The sequence below is a fragment of the Streptomyces sp. V4I8 genome (genome assembly GCF_041261225.1).
Lineage (GTDB): Bacteria > Actinomycetota > Actinomycetes > Streptomycetales > Streptomycetaceae > Streptomyces.
In genome coordinates this window covers 9,044,229-9,066,814 of the sequence record NZ_JBGCCN010000001.1, presented here as the reverse complement: position 1 = coordinate 9,066,814, position 22,586 = coordinate 9,044,229, and the positions used below count along the sequence as shown (strand labels likewise).

Here is a 22,586-nt window from a genome sequence, read left to right as displayed (position 1 = left end):
GTTCACAGCGCTCCCCGTGCGTCGAGTCGGGCCCGGAGCCGGCGCAGACAGCGCTGGCGCAGCGGACCGATGCTGCCCACGGCGATGCCCAGCGCGGCGGACACCTCCTGGTAGCTGGGCGGCGGTGAGGCGATCAGGACCCGCAGCAACTGGCGGCAGCGGTCGCCGAGTTCCTCGAACTCCTGCCACATCCACCGGATCCGCTCGGACTCGGCGGCGGCCTCCTCGGAGTCCAGCAGCGACTGTTCGGGCGTGCGGTCCTCGCTGACCCGGTCGAGCAGCTGCGGATCGTTCGTGACGGTGAGCCGCCGCAAACTCTTGAGCACCTTCAGGCATTCGTGCCGTGCGGTGCTCGCGAGCCAGGACCCGGCCTTCTCGGGTTCGCGGATGCGCCCGAGGTGCTGGGCGAAGCGGAACCAGACGGTCTGGTACACCTCATGGGCGTCGGCGTCATTGAGCCGGTGTGCCCGCACGACGGACCACACCAGTGGGCTCAGCCCTTCCACGAGTGCCTTCCAGGCCGCCGCGTCACCGTCGACGGCGGACTGGACCAACGCACCGACATCTGCACGGTCCACAGCCCCACCCCTCGTGTACGGCAAGTCATCGTACGCCGCGGAGGGGGCGGTTCCGACCCTCATGACCGAGGAGCCGGGCGTGTGACGGAGACAGGGCGCCAGGTCGGGGGGCGTAGGGCCGGCACATGCGCCCCCCGCACCTCCGCGAAGCCGGAGTTCGCCGCGAGCATCTTGTACCGGGCGACACGCGGGTCGCTCTCCTGCTGCGCGGTCATATGGGCGGCGATCATGCCGGCGACGAGCGGCGTGGCGAACGAGGTGCCGCTCCAGTGCGCGAACCCCTCGAACATCACCTGGTCGGGCTTGGCGGCGCCGCCCTGCTCGCTCAACACGCCGGTGTGGCGCGGGGCCTGGCAGGTGCAGGAGTAGCCGAAGCCGTACCGGCAGGTGTCGTAGGTGGAGTGCTGGTACACGTACGGCACGGGCGTCTCGAAGCCGGTGAGGGCGCTGGTGAGGCGCTCACCGGGCGCGTACACCTTCACCCAGCCTCCGTGGTTGCTGAAGCAGGCGCCGAACTCGCCGTCGCCGCGCAGCGCTCCGACCGACAGCACGACGTCCTGGTAGTCGGACAGGTCGGCGTAGGCGGCGGGCCAGAAGGGGGTGGCGCTGCCGTTGTTGCCGGCCGCCGCGACGAGCAGGGTGCGCTGCTCGCGCAGTTCCCGCATGAAGGCCTCGATGCCGAGCAGACCGTCGGTGCGGCCGTTGGAGGTGCCGGCGGAGAGGCTGAGGATGTCGGGCCAGCCGCCCGCGTCGACGGCCTCGAAGAGCTTCTCGCCGAACTCGGACTCCAGGATGGCGCCCGCGTCGTGAAGGGTGTTGCGGACCGTGATGTCCGTGTTGGGCGCCACGGCGGCGACGAGGCCGGCGATGAAGGTGCCGTGGCCGACGTACTGCTGGAGGACGCCTTGGCCGTCGCACTCCTGGACCTGGGCGTCGCCCTCGGTGTGGGACAGCAGCGGGAAGGAGCGGTAGTCGTGCATGAGGCCGGTGTCGATGACGAGGACGCCGACGGCGGTGTCCGGGTCGTGGACGCCTTCGGCCGCCGTGGGGTTGGTCCCGTCCGCGAGCGGTGCGGGCGCGGGTTCGTCTCCGGGACAGGAGTTGACACCCGGCGTGATCCCCACGAGGTGGTTGCGGCTGACGAGCCGGCGTCCGGCCCGGCCCTCCGTCTCCCCCAGGGCGCGCAGGGCGTGCGCGACGGTGGGGTCCCCGCTGCGGTCGCCCTCGCCGGGGTCGCCGACCTGGATGCGGGTGATGCCGGAGCGGTTGGCCTGCGGGCTCGCGCGACGCACGTTGTCCTGGACCAGGCCGGGGTCCGCGGTGAAGTGCGCCCGCACGGTGTCCTCGACGACGCGGGCGTCCTCGCCGTCGCGGACCAGCACGTACCCCTTCTCGTAGATGAACTCGGCGGAGTCGTCGGGTCCCATCGCGAGGGGGACGTCGGGCATGGAGCGCTGGATCTGCTCGAACTGCTCGTGGAATCGCTGTGGTGCCATGGCGGGTCCTCCCCCTGAGGCGACGTTCGTCAGTCAGAGCCTGACGGTCGCTCATTGATACAGCGCCAAACCGGTGTGGCACGGTTCCGTGGCAACTACCATCCGTGGAGTGACAGCGGGAAGCGACTCGGTTCTCGAACTGCTGCCGATGGTGTTCGCCGCGCCGAACGCCGCGCTGGCGAGGGCGGAAGGGGTGCTCGACGCCGATCCGTCGCCGTTGCACGCCTCCGTCGCCCACCAGGTGATCGGCATCTGGCAGCGGGACTGGGGCGATATGCGCATCGCCCTGTATCACCTGCGGCGTGCCCGGGATCTCGCGGCGCGCGCGGAGTCGGCCGACCGGGAGGCGGACGTGCTGGCCGCGCTCGGCGTCGCGTTGGTGCACGCGGGCCGCACCCAGCAGGGGCTGGCCGCGCTGGAGCGCGGGATCGAGCGGGGCAGCGGACACACCCGCGCGCGCGTGCTGTTCCGCCGGGCCTACGCCCGCTGGGTGCTGGGCCGGCACCAGGAGGCGCTGGAGGACGTACGGCGGGCGATTCCCGTGCTGCGGCAGGTGGACGACGTCATCTGGACGGCGCGAGCGCTGACTCTGCGCGCCACGGTGCATCTGGCGCTCGGCGCGGTGGACCGCGCGGACGCCGACTTCACCGCGGCCGAGGCGTTGTGGGACACGACGGGCCAGGAGCACGACAAGGCGGACGCGGTGGAGAGCCGGGGGCTCGCGGCGTTCCGGTCGGGCGACATCCCGGCGGCACTGCGGCTGCTCGACGAGGCGGAGGAGCGCTACGCCAAGCTCGGCACGCCGACGTTCATGCTGAACATCCGCCGCTGCGAGGTGCTGATGGCCGCCGGGCTGGCCCCGGAGGCGCTGGCCGAGGCCGATGCGGCGATCGGCGTGCTCGACGGCATCGGCGGCCAGTCCACCCGCAAGGCCGAGCTGCTGCTGGCCGCCGCGCGTGCCGCCGGGCTGGCGGGCGACGCGCACACCGCGATCGCCCGCGCCGACATGGCCGTACGGCTGTTCGCCGGGCAGCGGCGCAGCTGGTGGGAGACGCATGCCCGGCTGGTGCTGATCGAGGCGCGGGTGGCCGCCGGGCGCAGTTCGGGGCGGCTGGTGGCCGACACTGCGGCGGTCGCCGAGCGGCTGGTCTCCTTCGGCGCGCCGGCCGCGCCGGAGGCCTCGCTGCTCGCGGGCCGGATCGCGCTCGGTCTGGGCTGGCGGGCCGACGCCGAGCGGCATCTGGGCGTCGCCGCCCGCAGCCGGCACAGCGGGCCGCCACTGGCGCGGATGACGGGCTGGGCGGCGCAGGCGCTGCGGGCCCGGGCGGCCGGGTCGGGGCGCGGTGTCGCGGAGGCCTGCCGACGCGGCCTGGACGTGCTCGACGCCCACCGGATGACCCTGGGCGCCTCGGAGCTCAGGGCGCGCGCCACCGCGCAGGGCGCCGAGCTGGCCGCGCTGGCCCAGCAGGCCAGTCTCGACTCCGGCAGTCCGCGCCGGCTGTTGGTGTGGAGCGAGCGCTGGCGGGCCACCGCGCTGTCCACGCCGCCGACCCGGCCGCCGGCCGATCCGGAGCTCCAGAGCGATCTGACGGCGTTCCGGGAGATCGCGGCGCGCGCCGAGGAGGCCCGCAGCGAGGCCCGTCCGGTTCCGGCGCTGGAGCGCGAACAGCGGCGCCTGGAACGGGAGATACGCTCCCGGACCCTGCACCTGCGCGGCGACACGCCCGGCGACGGCTACCGCTTCGAACCCGGCCGACTGCTGGAACGGCTCGGCGAGGACGACGTACGCCTGGTCGAACTCGCCGTGCTGGACGGGCGGGTGCAGGTGCTGCTGTGCGGGCAGGGGCGGGTGCGCCGGTACGAGGGCGGGCTGCTGGCCGACGCGGAGACCGAGGCCGAGCATGTCCAGGCCGGGCTGCGGCGACTCGCCCACCCGGGTGCGGAGGGGCGGCTGCCGGTGGTGGAGGCCGCGGGGCGGCGTCTGGAGGAGCTGCTGCTCGGTCCGGCCGCGGCGCGTCTGGGTGACGGCCCCGTGGTCGTCGTACCACCGGCCCGGTTGCACCGGGTGCCGTGGGCGTTGCTGCCGTCGCTGCGGGAGCGGGTGCTCAGCGTGTCGCCGTCGGCGAGCAGCTGGCTGCGCGCCCGGGAGACCGAGCCGCCGCCGGGCGGCCGCCAGGTGCTGGTGCGCGGGCCGGGTCTGGCGACCGGCGGCGCGGAGGTGCCGCATCTGGCCGGCCGGTACGGCGGTGCGGTCGTCCTGGAGCACGCCGACGCGCGCGTGCCACGCGTGCTGGAGGAGCTCGACGGCGCCGCGCTGGCCCATATCGCCGCCCACGGCACGTTCCGCGCGGACAGCCCGCTGTTCTCGTCCCTGCGGATGGCCGACGGGCCGATCGTCGTGCACGACCTCGAGCGCCTGGACCGCAGCCCGTACCGGATCATCCTGTCCTGCTGCGACACCGCCCGGTTCGCCTCGGTGGGCGCCGACGAACTGCTCGGCCTGGTCACCGCCCTGCTGCCGCTGGGCACGGCGGGGGTGGTGGCGTGCACCGCGCCCGTCAACGACGCCGCGGTGGTGCCGCTGATGCTCGCCCTGCACAAGGGGCTGAGCGAAGGGCTCTCGCTGGCGGAGGCGCTGCGCGACGCCCGCGCGGTCCTGCCGGGCGACGCGCTGCACCAGGCGACCGGCTGGGCGTTCTCGGCGTTCGGCGCGGCCTGACCGGTTCGGGAGGGAGCACCGCCCTGGTCCAACTCCCTTACGCCGACTGCGCGTCCGGCAGCTCCACCAGCCACGGCAGTGCGCCCCGGTCGCCGGCGCCGAGGCGGGCGTAGGCGCTGTAGAGGTGGTTGCCGACGGTGCGGACGGACAGGGTGAGCTTCTCGGCGATCTGGCGGTTGCTCAGTCCCGCGGCCGCCAGGTTGACGATCTGCCGTTGCCGTGCGGTGAGTTCGCCCAGGACCAGGCCGGAGAGCGCCGGGGTGCGGGCGCCCTGACAGCGGCGGGCCAGGGCGACGGCACGCGTGCGTGAGGTGCGGGCGGCGCTCGGGTCGCGGTGGGCCCGTACGGCCTGGGCGTGCGCCTCGGCCGCGAACAGCAGGAAGCCGCGCTCCTCCAGTTCCCCGGCCACCCGGTCAAGCGCGGGACCGTCGCCGCGGTCGAGCGCGTCGGCGTGCGCGGCGAAGACACCGGTCAGACGGCCCGCGGCACCCTCGGGGACGCCGAGGCGGACGGCGTCGTAGGCGTCGCCGGTGATCGCCGCCACCACCCCGTCGGCGTCGCCGCGGGCCGCCGTCGGCCGGGTGACCGCCCCACCCCCGTGCGGGCGGCCACCCGGGATCTTGTGCGCGGTCGGCGTATCGCCCGACTGCGCCGCGGCGAGGGAGAGTTCGAGACGGCAGGACGGATCGTCACCGTCCTCCCGCAGCCCCTCCCGCGCCCACGCCCTCGCCTCCCGCAGCTCCCCGCGCAGACGCGAGAACCGGGCGCGTACGGCCGCGTATCCGGCCGGGACCGGCGCGCCCTCCGCGACCAGCCACTCCCCCACGGGCGTGGGCATCGCCCGGACGTCCGCCCCCTCGATCCGGCGGGTCAGCGCGGCGCGCTCGGCGTCGAGGGCGGAAGCGCACTGGTCCGGGGTACGGGACAGCCGCCTCGCCCGCAGCCTGCCGGCCACGGCCCGCAGCACCGGACCGTGCAGGGGGTGGGCGAGGCGGACGGCACCCCGGTCGTCCACGTGGACCAGGGAGTCGGCCTCGAGGTGTTCCAGGGCACCCAGGGGGAACGCCGCCAGGTCCAGGGGCAACGGCTCGGCGAAGGCGAGGCGTTCGAGGGCCTCGCGCTCGTCGGGGCAGGCGCGGTCCAGGACGTGGGCCGTGCGCTCACGTACGGCCGTGGTGACCGGCACCGGGCCGCGCCACGCCCACTCGTCCGAGTCGGGGACGCGGCTGAGCAGCCCGCGCTCGCGTGCCCCGACGACCAGGTCGCGCAGCAGCCGCAGGTCTCCGCGGCACAGGCGGTGCAGCCGGTTCACGGTGAGCGGTTCCAGGCCGTCGCCGCCCGTTCCGCCCGCCAGCAGCCGGCCGGTCTCCTCCCGGGACAGCGGCTCCAGGGTGAGGCGGGGCAGGAGTTCGCCGGTCCACAGCCGGGAGATCGCGCCCGGGGCCGGGGCGCCGTCGGTGGTGACGACCAGGAGCCGGGTGCGCCCTTGCACGGCCAGCTGGTGGACGAGGGCGGCGGAGGCGTCGTCGAGCAGATGGGCGTCGTCGACCAGGAGCAGCCGTACGGCGGACAGGTGCTGGAAGGCGCCGTGCAGGGAGGCCGACTCGGGCACGAGGTGGGCGAACGCGGCGAAGCGGATCCCGCGGGTCTCCGGGGTACCGGCCACCCTGGCGCAGTCGCCGCCGCGGGCGGCCTCGGTGACGAGCCGGGTCTTGCCGCACCCCGCCGGGCCCGTGACCACGATGCCGTTCCGGCCGACGGCCAAGGACCCGCGGACCAGGTCGAGTTCGTCCTCCCGGCCGGTGAACGGCCAGGGCGTATCCAGGGTCTTCGTGTCCCGTTCGAAAGTCCTCACAGCAGTAGGAGCGCGGTGACTCACGCTTGATACACGGGTACTTGAGTAGCCCTCGACTCAGGCGCCAGGGGCGCACCGACGGCACCCTGTTCGCATGACCGCACGCTACTGCTCCCTCGCGCGGCAGCCGGTTCCCGCCTTCGCGCCGGGACTGGCCGCCGAGCGGCTCAGTGCGCTCATCGGCGGGAGCCGGATGTGGGTCAACGGCACCGTGCTGCACTACTACTTCTTCGACCGGGACACCGACGGATCGGTGATCCCCGACCCGGGGACCGGCCGGGTCCAGCACGTGTCGTGGGTCGGCGGCAAGGAGCAGCGGGACGTCGTGCGCGAGTGCTTCCAGGAGTGGCAGAGCCTCGGCATCGGGCTGTCGTGCGTGGAGGTGGGCGACCGGTCGGAGGCCGAACTGCGCATCGGGTTCCAGGTCGGCGACGGCTCCTGGTCGACCGTGGGCAAGGACGCGCTCCAGGTCGGCCTGAACGAACGCACCATGAACTTCGGCTGGGACCTGACCGCGCCCGGGGAGCGCGGCACGGCGCTGCACGAGATCGGGCACGCGCTCGGCATGCTGCACGAGCACCAGAGCCCGTTCGCCGGCATCCACTGGGACGACGAGGCCGTGTACACCGATCTGGCGGGCCCGCCGAACTACTGGAGCCGGGACAGGACGTTCTTCAACATCCTGCGCAAGCTCGACCCGAACGAGGTCAACGGTTCCGTCTGGGACCCGCGCTCGATCATGGAGTATCCCTTCTCGGCCGGGCTGATCCTGGAGCCGGAGCAGTTCCGCGCCGGCCTCAACCCGCCGGGCGTGCTGTCCAAGGCTGACAAGGAGTTCGTCCGCCGCTGGTACCCGCCGGCCGAGACGCCGGGGCCGCGGGAGCTGGTGCCGTTCCGCTCGGCGCCGCTGCGGCTCGGCCCGGCCGAGCAGGCCGACTTCGTCGTCGAGCCGCCGGAGACCCGCGAGTACACGGTGGGCACCTTCGGCGACAGCGACACGGTCGTCGTGGTCTTCGAGGAACGGGACGGCGAACCCCGTTATGTCACCGCCCAGGACGACGGCGGTACCCCGCACAACGCCACCGTCAGGGCCCGTCTCGTCAAGGGCCGCCGCTATTTCGTCCGTGTGCGTCTCTACGCCAACTGGGGTTCGGGGGAGACCGCGGTCATGTGCTGGTGACGGCACGGATCCGCTGACGCGCGCGGATGCGACAGTCCACTGTCCGGCGCCGGGGGAAGCGGCCGGGAAAGACGTCTCTTTCGGGGGAGGGAGACGTCTTTCCCGGCCACCATCACGACGCCGCCCGCCGGTCGTCGCCGATCTGGTCGGGGTGCGCCAGGCCCAGGTGGTCGCGCAGGGTCCGGCCCTCGTACTCGGTGCGGAAGACGCCCTGTTCCTGGAGCAGCGGGACGACCTGGTCGGCGAAGACGTCGAGGCCGCCGGGGGTGATGTGCGGGACGAGGATGAAGCCGTCGCTCGCGTCGGCCTGCACGAAGTCGTTGATGGTCCTCGCGACGGTCGCCGGGGAGCCGATGAAGTTCTGGCGGTTGCCGGTCTCGATGACGAGGTCGCGGATGGACCACTTGTTGGCGGCCGCGAGCTCGCGCCATTCACGGGCGGTGGCCAGCGGGTCGCGGTACATGCGCACCTGGGCGCGGCCGCGGGAGATGTGCTCCTCGCTCACCACCGGGTCGACGTCGGGCAGCGGGCCCTCGGGGTCGTACGCGGACAGGTCCCGGTTCCAGACGAACTCCAGGTGCTTGAGGGCGGTGGCACCGCTGACCTGCGCGCGGCGCACCTCCTTGGCCAGCTCCTGGGCCTCGTCGTCGGTGTCGCCGAGGACGAAGCTCGCGGCGGGCAGGATGAGCAACTGGTCATGCCCGCGGCCGTACTTGGCGAGGCGGCTCTTGACGTCCTGGTAGAAGGCCCGGCCCGCCTCCAGGGCGGCGTACCGGCTGAAGATCGCGTCGGCGGACGAGGCGGCGAACTCACGGCCCTCCTCGGAGTCGCCGGCCTGGAAGATGACGGGACGGCCCTGTGGTGAGCGCGGGACGTTGAACTGCCCGTGGATGTCGAAGTGCTGCCCGGTGTGGACGAAGGCGCCGGCCTTGGCGTCCCGCAGGAACGTGCCGGTCTCCCGGTCGGCGAGGATCTCGTCGCCGTGCCAGGAGTCGAAGAGTTCGTGCGCCGTGGCGAGGAACTCCTTGGCGCGGGAGTAGCGCTCCTCCTGCGGCAGGAAGCCGCCGCGGCGGAAGTTCTCGCCGGTGAAGGCGTCCCAGGAGGTGACGACGTTCCAGGCGGAGCGGCCGCCGGAGAGGTGGTCCAGGCTGGCGAACTGGCGGGCGACCTCGTAGGGCTCGTTGAAGGTGGAGTTGATGGTGCCGGTCAGTCCGAGGTGCTCGGTGACGGCGGCGAGCGCGGCCAGCACCGTGAAGGTGTCGGGGCGGCCGACGACGTCGAGGTCGTAGATCTGCCCGCCCTGTTCGCGGAGCCTCAGGCCCTCGGCGAGGAACAGGAAGTCGAACTTGGCGCGTTCGGCGGTCCGCGCGAAGTGGACGAAGGAGCTGAACTCGATGTGGCTCCCGGCCTTCGGGTCGCTCCACACGGTGGTGTTGTTGACGCCGGGGAAGTGCGCGGCCAGGTGGATCTGCTTCAGGGGCTTGCTCATGGTCGTGGCGGTCCTTCCGGCTCAGGCGGTGGCCGTGGCGGCGTAGCGGTTGGCGGGGCGGGCCAGGCCCAGCAGGCCGCGCAGGGTGCCGGCCTCGTAGGCGCGGCGGTAGACGCCACGGCGCTGGAGTTCGGGAACCAGACCCCGGGTGATCGCCGGGAGGTCGTGGCCGGCGACCGCCGGGCGCAGCCGGAAGCCGGACAGCCCGGCGCCGTGCAAGTCCTGCAGAAGATCGGCCAGTTGTGGAGCGGTGCCGGTGAAGATCAGCGCATCACTCGTGTACGGCTGTCCCGCGAGCGCGTCGAGCCGTTCCCGGCGTGCCGTCGCGGCGGCCGGGTCGTCGTCGAGGAAGACCACCAGATCGCCGAAGACGTGCAGGGGCTCGGCCGCCCTCCCGGCCGCGTTCTGCTCGGCGCGGATCCGGGCGACGAGGGCACGCGCCTCGTCGACGTCGTACGGGGTGACATAGCCGACGTCGGCGGCGCGGGCCACGAGCCGGTACGGAACGGTGTCATGGGCGAGGGCGCTGACGATCGGCTGGCCCTGCGGTGGGCGGGGGGTGATCGAGGGGCCCTTGACGCTGAAGTGCCGGCCCTCGAAGTCGATGTAGTGCAGCTTGTCGCGGTCGATGAAGCGGCCGGTGGCGGCGTCCCGGATCTCGGCGTCGTCCTCCCAGCTGTCCCAGAGGCGGCGCACCACCTCGACGTGGTCGGCGGCCTCGTCGAAGAGGTCGGTCACCACCTCGCGGGCGGCCGGGCTGTCGTAGGCGTCGATGCGCGGGATCGTGCGACGGCCGAAGTGGTCGGCCTCGTTCGGGCGCGCGGTGATCTGTACGCGCAGACCGGCCCGGCCGTTGCTCACATAGTCCAGGGTGGCGATCGCCTTGGATATGTGGAACGGCTCCGTGTGGGTGGACACCACTGTCGGCACCAGACCTATGTGCCGGGTCAACGGGGCGACACGGGAGGCGATGAGGACGGCGTCGAGGCGGCCGCGTACCTGGTCGGTGCGTTCGTCGGCGTCCAGGAAGTGGGAGGACTGCGGGCCGAGGCCGTCCTCGATGGTCACGAAGTCGAGCAGTCCGCGCTCGGCCTCGGTGACCAGGTCGGCCCAGTACGCGGCGGTGAACAGTTCCCGGGGCCGGGCCGCCGGCTCGCGCCAGGAGGCGGGATGCCAGCCGGTGCCGTCCAGGGCGACGGCGAGGTGCAGGGAGGAGGAGGGAGTCGAGGACACGCGTCAGTGCCTTCCTGGAAGTCCGTACGAGGTCGCCGGCCCTCGTTCAGGAGTGGGCACGGCGGTGGGCGAGCGCAGAAAAAAAGGGGGGCTGGGGTCCCCCGGCGTCGAAGGCTGAGAGCAGCGTCAGGTGCGACAGAGCGCGCCGGCCACGCGCTGGAGGTCGATGTGGGGCCGGGAGTAGAGGTGGGCGGCGTGGAACACGTGGGTCACGTCCGCCCCCTTCAGTCCGTCGCCTCGCGCGCTTCGGCGCCTCACACATCTCGTGGTGGGTGACAACACCCCGACCTCGGCGCGTGTTCCCCGGAGGCGGTGCCTTTCGTGATGCGGCGACGCCGGTCCACGGCGCGGCCGGCTCAGGTCCGGTCCACCGTGCGGCCGGCTCAGGTCCGGTCCACCGTGCGGCCGGCTCAGGTCCGGTCCACCGTGCGGCCGGCTCAGGTCCGGTCCACCTGTGGGGTGCCGGTCCCGGCCGCCGCGTGGGCCGCCCAGTCCAGGATCTGGACGGCTGCTCCGGCGGCTTCCAGGCCCCGGCAACGGGCCTGGTGGCGGCGGGCGATGGCGTCGAGCTCCAGGTGCCTGCCGAAGGCGGGGTGCGCGGCCAGTCGGCGGGCGTAGGCCCACAGGGCCGGGTGGGCGGCGACGCGGTGCACCGCGGCGGCGTCCAGGTGGTGCCGGTGGACGGTGTCGAGCTGGACCAGGGTCACCCACAACTCGACGTCGGCAGCGGTGATCTGATCCTGGATCATGTACGCACGCCCGTCCAGCCAGCGATCCAGCGCGCCGAGCGAACGCAGCAGCGTCTCCAGCCCCTCGTCCCGCTCGGCCCGCTCCGCCCCCTCGGCGTCGACCGCCCCCGCACTCTGCGCGGCCGCCTCGATGCCCTGGGCGCACAACTGCTCGACGGCCTCGATCTCCGACTCCGCGCCGCACGGGTACAGCTCCAGCCGGCCGCCGCCGAAGCGCCGGGCGAGGTCGCGGGTGATGTCGGGTGCGTGCGTACTCACGATGCGCCCGGACCAGTCGTCGCTGAGGACCGGCGCGAGGGCCGGTCCGGTGTACCGGTGGGCGCTGGCGTCGTACAGCGGACGCAGCACGGCGTGTCCGCCGTCGGGGCAGTCGGGGAGCGCGGGCAGGAAGATCGCCGGACAGCTGTCGTCGATGCCCAGCAGGCTGTGGGCCACGGCGATGCGCAGGCCGTCCGGGCAGGCGGTCGACAGATGGAGGCGGTAGCGGCGCGGCACGGCGTAGTGGCCGCTGCGGGCGTCCCGGCCGATCCGGCCGCGGAAGGCCGGGGCGGTCCGCGTGGACGGGTGGGCGGCCGACGGTGTGACGGACATGGTTCTCCCCTGGGCAGGCGCGTGGACGTACACGGGGCGGAAGCGACGCGGGCTCAGCTCAGGGGACTGATCGCGCTGGAGACGCGGAGAAGGTCGACGTGACGGCGGGAGGTGAGGAGGGGCATACGGCTCATGCGAACGGTGACCGGCTCAAGATGCCCCACGCTTCCCTACCAATTCACTAGGAAACCTTGATGGGAGTCTCGGCCCGTTCCCGGCCCACGTCAAGAGGGCGTCCGAGGAACGAACGCCGACCGGCCTTCGAACGATGCGCACCCGAGCGACACCCTCCTCGACGGCCCCGGAAAATCATGTGCCCGGAGCACACGGCCGCCAGTACCGTTCCTGGGTGATCGATGACGACGGCTACTTCGGAGAGAGCATCGCGGCCGGCTACGACGAGTCGGCGGCGGACATGTTCCGTGCCGATGTGGTCGGCCCCGCGGTGGACGTACTGGCCGAACTCGCCGGGGACGGCCCGGCGCTCGAACTCGGTGTCGGGACCGGCCGGATCGCCTTGCCGCTGGCCGGCCGCGGGGTCCCGGTGCACGGTGTCGACCTGTCCCGCGCCATGGTGGACCGGCTGCGGGCCAAGCCCGGCGGCGACGCCGTCGAGGTGACGGTCGGGGACTTCGCGACGACGCGGGTGGCGGGCGAGTTCGCGGTCGCCTACCTCGTCTTCAACACGATCGGCAATCTGACGACCCAGGACGCCCAGGTGGACTGCTTCCGCAACGCGGCCGCCCATCTGCGGCCCGGCGGATGCTTCGTCGTCGAGGTGGGCGTACCCGACCTGCGTCGGCTGCCGCCCGGGCAGAACGCCGTACCGTTCCACATCAGCGACACGCGCTGGGCGTTCGACACCTATGACATCGCCACCCAGGCGATGAGCTCCAACTACGTCACCATCACCGACGGCCGCGCGGAGCACCGGTCCATCCCCTTCCGGTACGTCTGGCCGGCCGAACTGGACCTGATGGCCCGGCTCGCCGGCCTCCGTCTGCGCGATCGCTGGGAGGACTGGACGCGCGAGCCGTTCACGAGTGAGAGCGGCAAGCACGTGTCGGTGTGGGAGAAGCCGGCCGCCTGACACCGCGTCCGTGGCCCGGCGGGACGTCGGTCAGGGATTCGTCCACGCGTCGGGGTCGTCCGCGAGGCTCAGCACGTCGTCGGGGAGCTTGGCCGCGGCGACATGGGCCAGGGTGACCTCGCCGAGGATCTTGCGGACGTTGGCGCGCACGGCGATCCACAGGGGCAGCAGGGACTCCGCGGGACCGATGTAGGAGAGGTCGGGCGGGCGCACGCCGCGCACCGACACCAGGGGGCCGTCCGCCACCCGGATCACGTCCGCGATGGGGATCGAGTCGGCCGGGCGGGCGAGCCGGTAGCCGCCCTTGCCGCCGCGCTGGCTGACCACGAGGCCGCCCCGGCGCAGATCGCCAAGGATGCCCTCCAGGAACTTGTGCGGGATGCCCTGCGCCTCGGCGATCGCTTCGGCCTTGAGCGAGGTGTCCTCCCCTGCCGCGGCCAGCTCCAACGCCGCCCGCACCGCATAGTCCGCCCTCGCCGAAATCCGCATGCTGAGATTATCCATCACCGCCGCGCCTGTTCCGCGCCCGCCCGCCCCTCGGTCAGGCGGGGAGGCTGAACGGAGGGTGCGCGCCGTTGAGGAAGTAGTCCCCCACCTCGCGCAGTCGGTGGGCGACGGGCTCACGCAGCGTGTGCGTGCGGGTGTCGCGCCAGAAGCGGTCCAGGCCGTGCCGGGCGAAGGCCGCGGGCACACCTACGGCGTCCAGGGCGTGCGTGGTGATCTCCTGCGCGGCCCGGGAGGCGGCAGCCTCGGCCGCACTCGCGAGGACGGCGATCTCCGCGCACTCCTCGTCGTCGAGGTCCTCGCCCCGTGCGAGGCCGCGCGTCAGGGCCGCCACCGCCTGGTCGGCGAGCGCGGACGCGGCCCGCGCGGCGACGGCGAGTTCGCCGTACGCGGTCAGGATGTACGGGTCCTGCGGCGGGCTGCCCGGCCAGGGCTGGGGGGAGAAGGGCTGCCAGGCGGACTGCGCCGCCCTTCCGTGCTCGCGGACCTCGCCGAGCAGCCCCTCGGCGACGCCGAGACAGAAGTGGGCGGAGACCAGCCGGGCGGTCGGCGCGGCGAGCCCGGCGAAGGGCGACAGGGCGCCGTCGTCCGCGGAGAGCGAGCCGAGCACGTCGTCGGCCGCGACCGGCACGGAGTCGAACCCCACACCGCCGGCGGCCGCCAGCCGCTGCCCGAAGGTGTCGCCGCCGCTGCCGCTCACCAGGCCCGGGTGGGCGGTGTCGACGAGGACGGCGAGGGGCTCTCCGGTGCCGGGCACGGCGGCGCGGACCACCAGCCGGTCGGCGACCCCGACTCCGGAGCCGTACCGCTGATGGCCGTCCAGGAGAAAGCCGTCCGTCGTGGGGGTCAGCATGAGCGGCGGTTCCTGCGAGGCGATGCCGCCTCCCCAGTACCACTCCCCCGTCGCGGACGCCCGCTCGATGCGTGCGGCACGGTCGGGGCCGGCGAAGAACCGGACGCCGTAGGACAGGAAGTAGTGGCTGCCGAGGAGATGGCCGATGGCCCCGTCGGCGGCGGCGATGGTCCGCACGACCGCGTAGGCGGTGGGCCAGTCCGCGCCCCCGCCGCCGTGCGCGGCCGGCACGAGCAGGGTGAGCAGGCCCGCTTCGCGCAGCCGCGCGACCTCGTCGAGGGGCGGCTTGCCGGCCTGCTCGCGCTCGACCGCGTCGGTGGCGAGGTCGTCGGCCAGCTCACGGGCCGTGTGCAGCCAGTCGGCCGGCCGGGCTCCGGCTTCGGTCGCCTCGTCGGCCGGTGGTGCGCTTGTCATGGCGGACTTCCTTCACGGCAGAAGAGAACGCTGTCCCGGGCTACCCGGCCGACCCGGTCAGCGTCATCCTCACTCGCCCGACCGAGAGGGGTCAACACTTCCCTAGTAAATCGATAGGAAATCTAGGGAATATGCGTCGCCTTGGCCGATTCCCGCTCCACGAAGGGCACCTGAGCCTCGGACTGTGCGGCCGCCGCGCTGCGGAACGGATGGTTCCACAGCCCCTGCGCCTCCAGCCGCGGCAGCACGCCCTCGCCGAACCAGTACGCCTCCTCCAGGTGCGGGTAGCCCGACAGCACGAACTCGTCGATGCCCAGCCGGTGGTACTCGGCGATCCGCTCGGCGACCTCCTCGTGACTGCCGACCAGCGCCGTGCCCGCGCCACCGCGGACGAGGCCGATGCCGGCCCACAGGTTCGGGTGGATCTCCAGCTCGTCGCTGCTGCCGCCGTGCAGGGCGAGCATGCGCTGCTGCCCCTCGGACTCGCTGCGGGCGAGCCCGGCCTGTACGGCCCGTACGGTCTCCGTGTCGAAGCCGGCCAGCAGCCGCCGCGCCTCCGCCCACGCCTGCTCGCTCGTGTCCCGGGTGATGACGTGCAGCCGGATGCCGAAGCGGACGCTGCGGCCCTCCCTCTCGGCCAGCGCCCGGATCCAGGCGATCTTCTCGGCGACGGCGGCCGGCGGCTCACCCCACGTGAGGTAGACGTCGACATGCCGGGCGGCGATCTCCCCGGCGATGGGTGACGAGCCGCCGAAGTAGACCTCCGGGACCGGGTCGGGCACGCGGGCCAGCTTCGCGTCCTCGACCTGGAGGTGCTCGCCGACCAGGTCGACGGTCTTGCCCTCCCACAACCCCCGTACGATCTGCAGGAATTCACCGGTACGGCGATACCGGTCGTCCTTGTCGAGGAAGTCGCCGTAGGCGCGCTGCTCGTGGCTCTCCCCGCCCGTCACCACGTTCAGCAGGAGCCGTCCGCCGGTCTGCCGCTGGAAGGTGGACGCCATCTGCGCGGCGAGGGTCGGCGAGACGAAGCCGGGCCGGAAGGCGACCAGGAACTTCAGGCGCTCGGTGTTCTGGCTGACCATCGCGGTGGTCAGCCAGGCGTCCTCGCACCAGGCGCCGGTCGGGGTCAGCGCGCCGACGAATCCCAGGTCCTCGGCGGCGCGGGCGATCTGGCTGAGGTAGGCGACCGTCGGGGGCCGGTCACGGCCGGACACCGTGGCGGGCGTGCCGTGGCCGCCGCCGACGACGTGGCGGCTGTCGCCGTTGGTGGGCAGGAACCAGTGGAACGTGAGGGACACGTCGGTCTCCGATCAGAAGTGGGGGGCGTGGGGGGGCTTCACAGCAGTCCGTGCCGGGGCGGCCTGGTGCCGTTGAGCACATGGCGGCCGATGTGCTGGACCTTCCAGCGGGCCGGGTCGTGCAGGGTGTGGGTGCGGGCGTCGCGCCAGTGGCGGTGCAGGCCCAGGGAGTCGAGCGCCGACCGGGTGCCGGAGACCTCGAAGAGGGCGCTGCCGACCTCCACGGCCGCCTCCGCCGCCGTCACCTTCGCGGCGGCCACCGCGATCGAGGCCTCGGCGGCGGAGTCGTCGGTCAGGTCGGCGCGGGCCGCGTCCACGGAGCGCGCCGCGGTGGCGAGCAGCGCGTCGGCGGCCCGTACGCGGATCGCCAGTTCCCCGAACCGCTGGATCAGCAGGGGGTCCTCGGCGGCGGTGGCGTGTCCGGCGTCGACGCTCTCGAACCAGGGACGGCTCTTCGTCCGGACGAACTCCACGGCCTCGGCCAGGCCGCCGGAGGCGATCCCCGCGTCGATGGCGGCGTGCAGCAACTGGGCCACAGCACCGTGGAGTTGGGGCCCCAGGAAGGTGAGGTGGTGCGGCACCACACGGTCGGCGGGCACGGGTACCGACTCCAGGCGGACGGTTCCGCTGGCGGTGGTGCGCTGCCCCATGCCGTCCCAGTCGTCCACGACCGTGACGCCGGGCGCGTCCCGCGGTACGTACGCCACGTGCAGGTGGTCGTCGTCGGCGCGGGCGAGGACGGGGATCCAGTCGGCGAACAGGGCGCCGGTGGAGTAGTGCTTGACGCCGTCGAGGACGTACGACCCGTCCGGGCGCCGCCTGAGCCGCGTCCGGATGTCCTGCACATGGCTGGTTCCGGCCTCCGACTGGGCGTTGCCGAACCGCTTCCCCGCCAGCACCTCGCCGAAGAAGAACTCCTGCTGCTCCCGCGTCCCCTGCCGGCGCAGCACGTTGACGTACACGAAGTGGCTCTGCGGGATCTGGGCGAGGCTGGCGTCGGCCGAGGCCAGCAGCCGGAAGATCTCGGCGAGGGTCTCCGTGCGGACGTCGGCGCCGCCCAACTCCGCGGGCACCGTCACCCCGAGCAGCCCGGAGGCGGACAGCCGCTCCAGTTCCGCGTGCGGAAGCCGCCGCCGGGCGTCCCGCTCGGCGGCGTCCTTGCGGAAGTCCGCGGCCAGTTCGGCGGCGACGCCGAGGGCCTCGGCGTCGCCGGCGAGCACGGTCACGGCGTTCATCCGGTGGCCGCCAGCAGGGTCGGGCGGCCACCGAGGGCTAGCGAGAACTGGTCGGTGACCTGGGCCAGGGCCTCGGCGGTGCCGGGCGCGACGGTCAGGGTGCCGTCGGCGCCCACGGTGATGTCCTTGTCGAGGGTGAACCAGCCCGGGGTGATGTGGGCGGGGCCCATGGAGTTCAGTACGGGGCGCAGGGCGTAGTCGATGGCCAGGACGTGGGCGGTGGTGCCGCCGGTGGCCAGCGGCAGGACGGTCTTGCCCGCGAGCGCGTACTGCGGGAGCAGGTCGAGCAGCGCCTTCAGCAGGCCGGAGTAGGCGGCCTTGTAGACGGGAGTGCCGATGACGATGCCGTCCGCGCGCTCGACCAGGGCGGTGGCCTCGATGATCGCCGGGTGCCGGAAGTCGGCGTGCAGCAGGGCCTCGGGCGGGAGGGCGCGGACGTCGAACGGGATCACCTCGTGCCCCTGGGCGGCGAGCCGGTCGTCCAGGTGGCGCAGCAGCCGGGCGGTGCGGGAGGTGGCGGAGGGGCTGCCGGAGACGGAGAGGATGGTGGCCATGGGAGGACCGACCTTTCAGGAGTACCAGGTGGGCTGCGGCAGTTCGCCGGTGAGGACGTGGCGGCCGACCTCGCGGCGCTTGTAGGCGACGGGGTCGTGGAGGGTGTGCGTGCGGACGTTGCGCCAGAAGCGGTCGAGGCCCTCGGTGGAGGCGGTGGCGCGGGCGCCGGTCACCTCGAAGATCCGGTTGGTGACCTCCAGGGCCACGTCGGTGGCGCGGGCTTTCACGGCGGCCACCCGCACCTCGAACTCGCCGCGGGCCTGCTCGGTGACCGCGTCCGGGTCGTCGTGCAGCTTCTGGCCCTCGGCGGCCACTGCGTCTGCGAGTGCCTCGGCCGCCCACAGCTTGGCGGTGAGGTCGCCGTAGGTGTCGATGACGTACGGCTCGTCGACGGCCTGCTCGTGACCGCCGTGCAGCCAGGCACGGGACTTGGTCCGGGTGTAGGTGGCGGCGGTCTCCAGGGCACCGGCGGCGATGCCGAGGTAGAAGTTGACGAAGACGAGCTGGATGGTCGGCACATTGAGGGTGTTGTAGATACGCGGCCGGAACTGCTTGTCCACGTAACCCGCCGCGGCCGGCCAGGGGACACGTACGGCGTCGAGGGTGACGCCGCCGCTCTCGGTGAGGCGCTGGCCGATGTTGTCCCAGTCGTCGTGGAAGGTCAGGCCCTCGCTGTCGGAGGGGACGATGGCGAAGACGTGGTCGTCGGTGCCCTCCAGGACGCCTTCGAGCACGGTGACGTCGGAGACCTTGCTGCCGGTGGAGAAGGACTTGCGGCCGGTGAAGGTGAGGGTGTCGCCCTCGTCCCTCACCACCACGTCCGCGTCGCGCGGGTTGACCGCGCCGCCGAAGAACCACCGGTTGCGGGCGGCCTCGGCCTCGACCTGCTCCCACTGTTCGCGGGTGCCGACCAGTCGGGCGGCCCAGTTCCACAGGTAGTGGTAGCCGAGCAGCTGGCCGATGGAACCGTCCGCCTTGGCGACCTCGCGGACCACGCGGTAGGCGGTGGGCCAGTCCTGGCCCGCGCCGCCGTGCTCGACGGGGCCGAGGAGGGTGACCAGGCCGGAGTCCTTCAGCAACTGGACCTCGGCGTACGGAGTGGCGGCGGCCTTGTCGCGGGCGGCGGCGTCGGTGGCGAGGACGGCGGCGACCTCGGCGGCGCGGGTGAGCCAGCCCTCGGCGTCCTTCGGGGCGGGGGCGGTCTTCCAGTCGGCGGGTGCGGCGGTGCTCATGGGGATCCCCTTCTCAGCTGTGGGTGCGGGTGACGGTCAGGCGTGGGCGGCGGCGACGGGCTCCGACTCGGCCTCCTGGGCCTCCAGTTCGCGTACGAGGGGCAGCACCCGCTGGCCGAAGTACTCGACCTCCTCCAGGTAGTGCAGGAAGCCGAGGAGGAAGAGGTCGACGCCGAGCCGCTTGTAGGCGACGATCCGCTCGGCGATCTGCTCGGGCGTGCCGATCAGGCCGGTACGGAAGCCGTCGTTGTACTGGACGAGGTCCTCGAAGCCGGAGTCCTGCCACATGCCCTTGCCGTCGGCGGTGGACGGTCCGGCCTGCTGGACGGCGTCCCGGAAGCCGTGGACGGCGTCGGTGTTGGCCTTGGCGACGATCTCGCGGAGCGTGTCGCGGGCCTCGGCCTCGGTATCGCGGGCGATGAGGAAGCCGTTGAGGCCGAACTTCGGGGCCGTACGGCCGACTTGTGCGGCGGCCGCGCGGACATCGTTGATCTGCTCGGTGACACCCTCGAAGCCCTTGCCGTTGCTGAAGTACCAGTCGGAGACGCGGCCCGCCATGGCGCGGGCGGCGGTGGAGTTGCCGCCCTGGAAGATCTCCGGGTGCGGGCGCTCGGCGGTGTTGAGCGGCTTGGGCTTGAGGGAGAAGTCGCGCAACCGGTAGAAGTCACCGGCGAGTTCGGTGTGGTCCTCGGTCCAGATCTTGCGCAGGGCGGTGATGAACTCCTCCGAGCGGCGGTAGCGCTCGTCGTGCTCCAGCCACGGCTCGCCCAGCGCCGTGAACTCGCCCTTGAACCAGCCGCTGACGACGTTGACCGCGAAGCGGCCGTCCGACAGGTGGTCGGCGGTGGCGCCGAGTTTGGCGAGGACGCCGGGGTGCCACAGGCCGGGGTGGACGGCGGCGATGACCTTGAGGCGCTGGGTGGCGAGGAGCAGGGCGAGGCTGAAGCTGGTCGACTCGTGCTGGAACTCGGCGCCGTAGCTGGCCATGTAGCGGACCTGGCTGAGGGCGTAGTCGAAGCCGTTGTTCTCGGCGAGGACGGCCAGCTCGCGGTTGTAGTCGTAGCCCCAGTCGGTGCGCTGCTCGATGGTGCTGGTGACCAGGCCGCCGCTGACGTTCGGCACCCAGTAGGCGAAGCGGACGGGGTCGGATCCGGGCGGTACGGGCATGGGGAACTCCTGGCATGACTGCGCACGCGAAAAGGGGCGCGTGCGTGACAGGGAAACGTGTTCGGTGACCGGGATTCAGGCGTGCGGGAGCGCCGTCCCGGGGAAAGCCGAAATCACGGGATCACGAGCCGAAATCACGACGGAAATCGGTCGGCGATGAAATGTACGAAGAGAGATCGGCGCGGGTGCGAGGGTTTCCCTCGGAGGCCGAGCCGGTGGGTTCAGACCCGACAGCGACAGCAGGAGCTGGAGACACGCGCGAGGTCGACATGGCGTCGCTGCGTGAGATCCGGTCGCTTCATGTCATCGATCAAAGCAGTGGGAAGTCCGGGCGGTCAAGAATGCCCGGACGTGATTCCACATGCTGAGAGTCGGTATTCACGAGGTTGTGACAGGGATTCCCTTGAACGCGGTGCACGGCGGACGGCACGCTCCTGTCGTGCGTATCGAACAGCTGGAATGCATCGCCGCCGTCACCCGGTCGGGGTCGCTGCGGCGCGCCGCCGAGGAACTGCATCTGTCCCAGCCGGCGCTCAGCGAGACCGTGCGCAATCTGGAGCGCGAGCTCGGCGTGGACCTGCTGGAGCGCAAGCGGTCCGGGGCGAAGATCAGTGACGAGGGGCGGGAGCTGCTGCCGCACATCATGAGTGTGCTGGACGCGGTCGACCGGCTGCGCGGGGCGGCCGGGGACCAGCACCGCGTCAGCCGGATGGTGCGGCTCGGCACGGTCAACACGGCCACCGTCCCGCTGGTCATCCCGACGGTGCGGGAGTTCCGGGCCTCGCACCCGCTCACCCAGGTCGAGCTGGTGGGCGCGCAGCAGTCCGAGATCCATCGCGGGCTGCTGGAGGGCGCGTTCGACCTGGGGCTGGTCAACTACCTCGGAGGCGACGACATGCCGCCCGGCTTCGAGACCACCGAGCTGCTGCGCGGCCGGCCGGTGGTGTGCGTGCGCCCGGACAGTCCGCTGGCCGCGCTGGAGGCGGTGGACGCGGACAGCCTCCTGGCCGAGCCGCTGGTGGTGATGCGGTCCGGCTATGTCATGCACCGTTTTCTGCACCGGCTGCTCGACGGCCGTACGCCGTCGTTCTCCTACTCCACCGACGGCGCCGAGATGGGCAAGCTGATGGTCGCCGAGGGACTGGGGGCGACGGTGCTGCCCGACTTCAGTGTCCTCGGCGACCCGCTGGAGCGACGGGGCGCGATCACCGTACGGCCGCTCGCGGACGACGCGACCGACGTGCTGCTGGTCCTGCAGCGCCGCCCCTCCGGCTCCGTACCCCGAGCGGTACGCGATCTCCACGAGCTGTTCGTGCGCAACGCCCGTGCGTACCGGGCCCCTTGAGGGCGTCGGCTACTTGTTGGTCCTCGGCAGGCCGGGCGGGTTGATCTCGGACTTGGTCACGGCCTCGTCGGTCAGGCCCCAGCGCTTCAGCACCTTCGCGTATGTCCCGTTCTCGATGACGTGGTCGAGGGCGTCGGCGAGCGGCTTGACCAGGCCGCTGTCCTTCTTGGTGGTGGCCGCGATGAGGCCCTGGAGGGTGGCGCCGGCTCCGGAGTAGGTGCCGACGACCTCGGTCTTGCCGGTGGTGGCCGCGTGGTAGGCGGCGGTCGGGTTGGGGCCGAGGTAGAGGTCGATACGGCCGGACTGGAGCGCGAGGTAGGTGTCGCTGTCGTTCTGGTAGTACTTGATGTTCACCGGCTCGCGGCCGGCCTTCTCGTTCTCCTTGCTCCACTCGATCAGCAGCTTCTCCTGGTTGGTGCCGCTGCTCACGGCGACGGTCCTGCCCGCCACGTCCTCGGGCCCGGCGACCCTCAGGCCGCTGCCCTTCTTCGCCCCGAAGCCCAGGTTGTCCTCGCGGTAGGTGGCGAAGTCGTACTTCTCCTTGCGTTCCTCGGTGACGGTGATGTTGCTGAAGCCGACGTCGTACTTGGCGCTGTCGAGGCCGACGAAGATGTTCTCCCAGGACACCGTGTTGATGTGCGGCTTGAGTCCGAGGACGTCGGCGACCAGGTACGCGAGGTCGGGTTCGACGCCGATGACGGTCTTGTTGTCGGTGGCGTAGAAGGTCAGCGGCGCGGCGGAGCCGGAGGAGGCGACGAGTTCCAGGGTGCCTCTCTTGCGGATCTTCTCCGGGACCTCGGCGGCTATGGAGTCGACCTTGCCGGTGGTGACGCGGTCCTGGTCGGGGCTGAGATTGATCTCCGTCGTGCCGCCCGACGTGGCCGCGACCTCGGTGGTGCCGCCGTCGGTGGGGTTGGCGCAGGCGGCGAGGACGAGGGCGGAGGCGAGTCCGAGCGCGGCTGCGGTGGTGCGGCGACGGGCGAGGCTGGTGGACACGGTC

Annotated in this window: 21 protein-coding genes; 4 read left to right on the top strand and 17 right to left on the bottom strand. The window is 72.5% G+C overall.

Translation table 11 applies throughout. The features are described 5' to 3' along the window. Window positions 1–2: 2 nt before the first annotated feature. Both ABIE67_RS41285 and ABIE67_RS41280 read right to left on the bottom strand, forming a co-directional pair. On the bottom strand, window positions 3–578 hold the full coding sequence (locus ABIE67_RS41285; RefSeq protein WP_370266691.1) for an RNA polymerase sigma factor: 576 nt from the start codon (window positions 576–578) through the stop codon (window positions 3–5). A gap of 59 nt (window positions 579–637) precedes the next feature. Further along, window positions 638–2,074, bottom strand: a complete 1,437-nt coding sequence (locus ABIE67_RS41280; protein WP_370266690.1) for a S8/S53 family peptidase — start codon at window positions 2,072–2,074, stop codon at window positions 638–640. Between the two features lie 148 nt (window positions 2,075–2,222). Here ABIE67_RS41280 and ABIE67_RS41275 point away from each other — a divergent pair, with 148 nt between their 5' ends. After that, entirely contained in the window at window positions 2,223–4,793 is a 2,571-nt protein-coding gene (locus ABIE67_RS41275) for a CHAT domain-containing protein (protein WP_370269447.1), read from the top strand. A 37-nt stretch (window positions 4,794–4,830) separates the two neighbouring features. On the opposite strand, the gene ABIE67_RS41270 is transcribed toward ABIE67_RS41275, so the two are convergent. Next, on the bottom strand, window positions 4,831–6,648 hold the full coding sequence (locus tag ABIE67_RS41270; protein ID WP_370266689.1) for a LuxR C-terminal-related transcriptional regulator: 1,818 nt from the start codon (window positions 6,646–6,648) through the stop codon (window positions 4,831–4,833). Window positions 6,649–6,742: 94 nt separating this feature from the next. Here ABIE67_RS41270 and ABIE67_RS41265 point away from each other — a divergent pair, with 94 nt between their 5' ends. Beyond that, window positions 6,743–7,828 (top strand): M12 family metallopeptidase, encoded by a 1,086-nt coding sequence (locus ABIE67_RS41265; protein WP_370266688.1) that lies wholly within the window; start codon window positions 6,743–6,745, stop codon window positions 7,826–7,828. 112 nt (window positions 7,829–7,940) lie between these two features. On the opposite strand, the gene ABIE67_RS41260 is transcribed toward ABIE67_RS41265, so the two are convergent. The 5 genes from ABIE67_RS41260 to ABIE67_RS41240 all read right to left on the bottom strand — a co-directional run bounded on the left by ABIE67_RS41260 (window position 7,941) and on the right by ABIE67_RS41240 (window position 12,015). Continuing rightward, entirely contained in the window at window positions 7,941–9,317 is a 1,377-nt protein-coding gene (locus ABIE67_RS41260) for an NtaA/DmoA family FMN-dependent monooxygenase (RefSeq protein ID WP_370266687.1), read from the bottom strand. 21 nt (window positions 9,318–9,338) lie between these two features. Next, window positions 9,339–10,550 carry an LLM class flavin-dependent oxidoreductase gene (locus ABIE67_RS41255; RefSeq protein ID WP_370266686.1) on the bottom strand — a complete coding sequence of 404 codons (1,212 nt, stop codon included), beginning with the start codon at window positions 10,548–10,550 and terminating at the stop codon, window positions 9,339–9,341. Between the two features lie 126 nt (window positions 10,551–10,676). Then, on the bottom strand, window positions 10,677–10,808 hold the full coding sequence (locus tag ABIE67_RS41250; protein WP_370266685.1) for a putative leader peptide: 132 nt from the start codon (window positions 10,806–10,808) through the stop codon (window positions 10,677–10,679). Window positions 10,809–10,987: 179 nt separating this feature from the next. Next, on the bottom strand, window positions 10,988–11,890 hold the full coding sequence (locus tag ABIE67_RS41245) for a glutathione S-transferase C-terminal domain-containing protein (protein WP_370266684.1): 903 nt from the start codon (window positions 11,888–11,890) through the stop codon (window positions 10,988–10,990). 53 nt (window positions 11,891–11,943) lie between these two features. Next, complete coding sequence (locus ABIE67_RS41240; RefSeq protein WP_370269442.1) at window positions 11,944–12,015, bottom strand: putative leader peptide; 72 nt, start codon at window positions 12,013–12,015, stop codon at window positions 11,944–11,946. A 224-nt stretch (window positions 12,016–12,239) separates the two neighbouring features. Here ABIE67_RS41240 and ABIE67_RS41235 point away from each other — a divergent pair, with 224 nt between their 5' ends. Then, on the top strand, window positions 12,240–12,980 hold the full coding sequence (locus ABIE67_RS41235) for a class I SAM-dependent methyltransferase (protein WP_370266683.1): 741 nt from the start codon (window positions 12,240–12,242) through the stop codon (window positions 12,978–12,980). 30 nt (window positions 12,981–13,010) lie between these two features. Here the strand turns inward: ABIE67_RS41235 and ABIE67_RS41230 are convergent, their stop codons facing one another. The 8 genes from ABIE67_RS41230 to ABIE67_RS41195 all read right to left on the bottom strand — a co-directional run bounded on the left by ABIE67_RS41230 (window position 13,011) and on the right by ABIE67_RS41195 (window position 20,543). Next, window positions 13,011–13,469: an Rrf2 family transcriptional regulator gene (locus tag ABIE67_RS41230; protein WP_030054291.1), complete on the bottom strand. Its 459-nt coding sequence runs from the start codon at window positions 13,467–13,469 to the stop codon at window positions 13,011–13,013. Window positions 13,470–13,521: 52 nt separating this feature from the next. Further along, a complete protein-coding gene (locus tag ABIE67_RS41225) occupies window positions 13,522–14,751 on the bottom strand; it encodes an acyl-CoA dehydrogenase family protein (protein ID WP_370266682.1) in 1,230 nt (409 codons plus the stop codon). 122 nt (window positions 14,752–14,873) lie between these two features. Continuing rightward, a complete protein-coding gene (locus ABIE67_RS41220) occupies window positions 14,874–16,052 on the bottom strand; it encodes an LLM class flavin-dependent oxidoreductase (RefSeq protein ID WP_370266681.1) in 1,179 nt (392 codons plus the stop codon). A 38-nt stretch (window positions 16,053–16,090) separates the two neighbouring features. Continuing rightward, window positions 16,091–17,287 (bottom strand): SfnB family sulfur acquisition oxidoreductase, encoded by a 1,197-nt coding sequence (locus ABIE67_RS41215; protein WP_370266680.1) that lies wholly within the window; start codon window positions 17,285–17,287, stop codon window positions 16,091–16,093. After that, on the bottom strand, window positions 17,284–17,841 hold the full coding sequence (ssuE, locus tag ABIE67_RS41210; protein ID WP_370266679.1) for an NADPH-dependent FMN reductase: 558 nt from the start codon (window positions 17,839–17,841) through the stop codon (window positions 17,284–17,286). The genes ABIE67_RS41215 and ssuE overlap by 4 nt, the downstream gene beginning before the upstream one ends. 15 nt (window positions 17,842–17,856) lie before the next feature. Further along, window positions 17,857–19,074, bottom strand: a complete 1,218-nt coding sequence (locus ABIE67_RS41205) for an acyl-CoA dehydrogenase family protein (RefSeq protein WP_370266678.1) — start codon at window positions 19,072–19,074, stop codon at window positions 17,857–17,859. A 36-nt stretch (window positions 19,075–19,110) separates the two neighbouring features. Next, the gene (sfnG, locus tag ABIE67_RS41200) at window positions 19,111–20,241 is read right to left on the bottom strand and encodes a dimethylsulfone monooxygenase SfnG (RefSeq protein ID WP_370266677.1); all 1,131 of its coding nucleotides are present in this window, start codon (window positions 20,239–20,241) and stop codon (window positions 19,111–19,113) included. Between the two features lie 221 nt (window positions 20,242–20,462). Next, window positions 20,463–20,543, bottom strand: coding sequence for a putative leader peptide (locus tag ABIE67_RS41195; protein WP_361305046.1), 81 nt, complete (start codon window positions 20,541–20,543; stop codon window positions 20,463–20,465). A 137-nt stretch (window positions 20,544–20,680) separates the two neighbouring features. Between ABIE67_RS41195 and ABIE67_RS41190 the strand changes: the two genes are divergently transcribed. Beyond that, window positions 20,681–21,586, top strand: a complete 906-nt coding sequence (locus ABIE67_RS41190; RefSeq protein WP_370266676.1) for a LysR family transcriptional regulator — start codon at window positions 20,681–20,683, stop codon at window positions 21,584–21,586. A gap of 9 nt (window positions 21,587–21,595) precedes the next feature. Here the strand turns inward: ABIE67_RS41190 and ABIE67_RS41185 are convergent, their stop codons facing one another. Next, window positions 21,596–22,582, bottom strand: coding sequence for an ABC transporter substrate-binding protein (locus ABIE67_RS41185; protein ID WP_370266675.1), 987 nt, complete (start codon window positions 22,580–22,582; stop codon window positions 21,596–21,598). Between the last annotated feature and the right edge of the window lie 4 nt (window positions 22,583–22,586).

Excerpts from the sequence above, each read along its gene's own strand:
- ABIE67_RS41260 (WP_370266687.1), bottom strand. The coding sequence starts at position 9,317 with ATGAGCAAGCCCCTGAAGCAGATCCACCTGGCCGCGCACTTCCCCGGC.
- ABIE67_RS41245 (WP_370266684.1), bottom strand. The coding sequence starts at position 11,890 with ATGTCCGTCACACCGTCGGCCGCCCACCCGTCCACGCGGACCGCCCCG.
- ABIE67_RS41225 (WP_370266682.1), bottom strand. The coding sequence starts at position 14,751 with ATGACAAGCGCACCACCGGCCGACGAGGCGACCGAAGCCGGAGCCCGG.
- sfnG (WP_370266677.1), bottom strand. The coding sequence starts at position 20,241 with ATGCCCGTACCGCCCGGATCCGACCCCGTCCGCTTCGCCTACTGGGTG.
- ABIE67_RS41280 (WP_370266690.1), bottom strand. The coding sequence starts at position 2,074 with ATGGCACCACAGCGATTCCACGAGCAGTTCGAGCAGATCCAGCGCTCC.
- ABIE67_RS41265 (WP_370266688.1), top strand. The coding sequence starts at position 6,743 with ATGACCGCACGCTACTGCTCCCTCGCGCGGCAGCCGGTTCCCGCCTTC.
- ABIE67_RS41195 (WP_361305046.1), bottom strand. The coding sequence starts at position 20,543 with ATGAAGCGACCGGATCTCACGCAGCGACGCCATGTCGACCTCGCGCGT.
- ssuE (WP_370266679.1), bottom strand. The coding sequence starts at position 17,841 with ATGGCCACCATCCTCTCCGTCTCCGGCAGCCCCTCCGCCACCTCCCGC.
- ABIE67_RS41275 (WP_370269447.1), top strand. The coding sequence starts at position 2,223 with ATGGTGTTCGCCGCGCCGAACGCCGCGCTGGCGAGGGCGGAAGGGGTG.
- ABIE67_RS41205 (WP_370266678.1), bottom strand. The coding sequence starts at position 19,074 with ATGAGCACCGCCGCACCCGCCGACTGGAAGACCGCCCCCGCCCCGAAG.
- ABIE67_RS41215 (WP_370266680.1), bottom strand. The coding sequence starts at position 17,287 with ATGAACGCCGTGACCGTGCTCGCCGGCGACGCCGAGGCCCTCGGCGTC.
- ABIE67_RS41230 (WP_030054291.1), bottom strand. The coding sequence starts at position 13,469 with ATGCGGATTTCGGCGAGGGCGGACTATGCGGTGCGGGCGGCGTTGGAG.